This is a genomic window from Paenibacillus shunpengii (genome assembly GCF_042684905.1).
GTDB classification, from domain to species: domain Bacteria; phylum Bacillota; class Bacilli; order Paenibacillales; family Paenibacillaceae; genus Paenibacillus; species Paenibacillus shunpengii.
The window spans coordinates 1-3,514 of record NZ_JBHUMJ010000020.1 but is presented as its reverse complement, the minus strand read 5'-3'; the positions used below and the strand labels follow the sequence as shown (position 1 = coordinate 3,514).

The following is a 3,514-nucleotide window of genomic DNA, read 5'->3' as shown; positions in this document are numbered from 1 at the left end:
CTTTATAAGCAAATTACCGCCAGTCAGTGCGTCAAAGATACCAAAGTGAGTGATTGTTCCCCACGCAGCCGTGGAAGCCGGAGAAAGGATATCAGCCGTGTTTGATGTGGTTCCTACAGTGGAAGGGCTGAAAGTAATCGGTCTTCGTGCATAACCCGCCCCTGTAACCTCTGTACCGGTCCCTGCTTCGCCTGGATCGGAAGTAAACAAACCAATGTACAGTTCAGTCGGGGGCGCATATACCTCACCGCGCAGTACATGGTTTAAAATTTTGTTTTCCAAAAAGTTCGACATGCTCATTAGTTCGCCACTCCTTCAAAAGTTAAATTTAAAGCCCCGATGATCGGTATCTGCCCTGGTTGCAACTGAACATTTGCTGCACCCCCTGCTACCTTCAAATTGTCGTAGTCAATGACTGCATCTGCGTTCAAGATGGATTCACCTATTTTTGCATAACGAACGATTCCACCTTCATTTTTCTTCAGGTCAGGATTAATAAACTCTGCGGCTAAAGATGTGAAATATGCGCTTATTTGTGCTTTAACCTGCTGAGTGAGGCTGTCGTTGAGGCTTATGTCATAGTCTCGTATATATAGATTGGCAGAGACACTGATCATTACTTCCTCAGCCCCAGAGACAGTGATCAACGGATCCCCTATCGGGGTATGAAGATCAACATTTCTCTGCACCTCTGCAATAACTGCAGCGCTCGGGGTACGCATTTCAGGTGATATAAGGACAATCCTCGCGGTTCCAGGACCATTCCATCCCCTATAAATACGTGCATTCCTTACCCCGGGGACAGCACGAACCAGTTGAAGATAATAGCCACGGTTACCGGTCGATGGTGGATTCTTCAGTTTTAATTCAAAGCGCTCAAAAAGAGATTGGTCGCTCTCCCCATCAAACCCTTCAACAAGGACCTCAGCCAGCTCCGAACGTGCTAATCCTTCGATGTACTCAACTGGAGTCATTGAACCGATCGGGCTGTTTCCTGCCTTACCAGCCGTTTCAGCAACCATTACAAATCGGCCGGCAGTCGTTCGACTCAGTACGGTAAAAAACATATTATCGATAGAAAAGCGGCTTCCGAGTGGCACATCCAAAGGGTTATTATCTACATCATAGAAAAGGCCAGCTCGCTGAGCCGCGACAGCAGTGACCCTGTAAATACCCTGTCCAGCTACCGCCCGCTCCAAGTAGATATTTTCAGCGTTGTCCGGCAGTACTAAATCAGCGTTGATACTCAGTGCTACATAAGCATCTGCAAGCTCCTGAGCAGTCGGTGCAAGCTGATTATAAATAAAGCTGGTTGGCCGTTTATCTATGGTGTCATCAAAGTGACTTAGCATTCGGCCCATGATGGCATCAAACGTTTGATCTTCATACACCGCGATTCACCGCCCTGTTTGCATTAAAGTCACCGTACTCGGAGTGCACAATAAAAGTGACCAAAGCTTCATCATCTGAGTATTCAAAGTTAAATTCATCTACAGCAGTAACGTTATCAACCATCAGCAGTGATTCCTCGATCCGCTGTTTTGTCTCAATCTCAAACGTCACTCGATCCTCACCGATTACGTATTCCGTTCCATGATCGTCATCGTAGATTGAATACTTATATCGTTCAGTCAGCAGTGTGATAGCGACATTCTGACGAACCGCTGCAATGCCGCTAATTAATCGCCCTGTCAGCTTACCGCTTTCGATATCGATCTCATAGGTCAGCGTATCCTCTTCTGATTCATCAGCTTGAATAATAACCTCATCCAAGTTAATAGCGCCTTGAGGAATCATATGCCGCTCACCACCTTATCCAGTATGATGAAATCTTGTCCTCCTTGAGCCTGCAGCAATAGAACAGCGTCACCGAACTTCAGACCTTCTCTGATAACGATCTTGGACGTTAACGCCTCCTGAGTGTCAGATCCGCCATACAAGCCATGTGTGTGGCTCAGATCGATCTCGTACCGGGTAAGTGATTCAGGCACAATTAAAAAATCCTCTGGTATCGCAAGCCGCTGTTCAACGGTTACGACCAAAGGATTTAGACTGGTGACTTTCCCCTGCAGAATAGACACAGGGTTTCCGGCGGCAACACCCTTTATTCCAGCTTTTTTTATAGTATCCAGCAATTTATTGGCAGACATTTTATATCACCTTCAAATCTATTGTCATTTCATGTGCGGCACCGTCAAAATGGTGTTCGCATTCTTCAATCAGGAACAGCTGATTGATTGCCAGATCACCAATCTTCACCTGTACATAGCAGCCAGCACGCACACTCAAGCTCCCCAACGCTTTAATCTTAAGGGTCTGTTTCTCTCTATTCTTCAGCTTAATCAGCTGGTTTAATGTTTCTTTGATCTGCGCCTCAGTCGCATCCTCATCCGCCTCCTGAAACAGCTGCAGAACACCCCATTTACTAATGTTACTGCTGTCCCTTGCCATAAATACTGAGCGGTTCCCCTTCTTCTTGTTGTCTTGGACAATCTTGATTTGGTTATATGTGTCCGAGTCAATGGATGCTTCATGGTCATACCCAAACATCAGACTCTCATCACCGATCAACAGATCCAACATCATTGTCTTGGCGTTCCGAAGAGTAAGAGATCCAAAGTCGTCAAAAAGGTTGAATATCTGTCCGTTGGCTATGACGGTTTTATCAAGTCCCTTTTCAATGATGTCCAACAAAGGTTTCCCATCCTCAAGGTGCTTCGGAATGATATGCCCGGTATCTGCAATCTCTCCGATTTTAAGTTTAAAGTCCTGGGCAATCTTTCTGATCATCTGTGCAGCGGTCACTTTCGTAAATACATAGGTGTCTTCGTTGAGTAGGTATCTGATCTGATCATAAGCAGTGATCCTTAGCGTGTCATCTTCACTCGACTTAAGGATAAAGACATACCCATAAAACATATTCACTCCGTCCACCTTGATACGGAGCACATCGCCACGGTTGATCATTCCAATCTTGTAATTTGACGGTTTGATCATAGTTATTTCAACAGTCCCCGGCTTGCCCCTGCGAACCGTTCGCCATTTCACAGACTCAAAAAGATCGGACAGATCCCAAAGTGTTCCGTTGCGGTTATCAAGAATAATTTCCATTGCATTATCACTCCTTTGGCAGCTTCAGGACTGTTCCGATCTGAAGCGTTTTTAGCTGAATATTAGTCAGACCATTCAATGTCTGGATTTCTTTCCATCTGGACGAATCCCCAAGCATCTGTTTTGCAATCTTGCTTAAGGTATCGCCTTTCTTCACCGTGTAAGTTTCCGGCCGGACTCTCATGTCTGGCCTTGTTTTGGTGCTTGACTTCAAGGATTTATTGGATGCGGCAGATGTGTTTTTCGATACAACTTTTACTTTCTTTGCGTTGTGGAATCTGTATTCTTTCAGCTCAATTGAAAAGTAAACATCCCCAGCCTCACCCGCTCGCTCGCTTATAGTGAAGTCCTCGATGGATACCGCCATGTTTATGGCCATCGGGGATCCGGAATAAATGAACCG

Annotated in this window: 6 protein-coding genes; all 6 read right to left on the bottom strand. The window is 45.6% G+C overall.

The genetic code is table 11. The annotated features are described in order from the left end of the window. Window positions 1–300 (bottom strand): phage tail fiber protein (locus ACFSVM_RS25685; RefSeq protein ID WP_379265394.1); only part of this gene is annotated, 300 nt, incomplete at its 3' end. Beyond that, window positions 300–1,391, bottom strand: coding sequence for a baseplate J/gp47 family protein (locus tag ACFSVM_RS25680; RefSeq protein WP_379265392.1), 1,092 nt, complete (start codon window positions 1,389–1,391; stop codon window positions 300–302). The genes ACFSVM_RS25685 and ACFSVM_RS25680, both read right to left, overlap by 1 nt. Continuing rightward, a complete protein-coding gene (locus ACFSVM_RS25675) occupies window positions 1,384–1,797 on the bottom strand; it encodes a DUF2634 domain-containing protein (RefSeq protein ID WP_379265390.1) in 414 nt (137 codons plus the stop codon). Before ACFSVM_RS25675 ends, ACFSVM_RS25680 begins: the two co-directional genes overlap by 8 nt. Beyond that, window positions 1,794–2,150, bottom strand: a complete 357-nt coding sequence (locus ACFSVM_RS25670; RefSeq protein ID WP_379265388.1) for a DUF2577 domain-containing protein — start codon at window positions 2,148–2,150, stop codon at window positions 1,794–1,796. The genes ACFSVM_RS25675 and ACFSVM_RS25670 overlap by 4 nt, the downstream gene beginning before the upstream one ends. A 1-nt stretch (window position 2,151) precedes the next feature. After that, on the bottom strand, window positions 2,152–3,111 hold the full coding sequence (locus tag ACFSVM_RS25665) for an XkdQ/YqbQ family protein (protein WP_379265386.1): 960 nt from the start codon (window positions 3,109–3,111) through the stop codon (window positions 2,152–2,154). 7 nt (window positions 3,112–3,118) lie between these two features. Beyond that, on the bottom strand, window positions 3,119–3,514 hold a 396-nt coding region (locus tag ACFSVM_RS25660; protein WP_379265384.1), incomplete at its 5' end, for a LysM peptidoglycan-binding domain-containing protein.

Excerpts from the sequence above, each read along its gene's own strand:
- ACFSVM_RS25675 (WP_379265390.1), bottom strand. The coding sequence starts at position 1,797 with ATGATTCCTCAAGGCGCTATTAACTTGGATGAGGTTATTATTCAAGCT.
- ACFSVM_RS25670 (WP_379265388.1), bottom strand. The coding sequence starts at position 2,150 with ATGTCTGCCAATAAATTGCTGGATACTATAAAAAAAGCTGGAATAAAG.
- ACFSVM_RS25665 (WP_379265386.1), bottom strand. The coding sequence starts at position 3,111 with ATGGAAATTATTCTTGATAACCGCAACGGAACACTTTGGGATCTGTCC.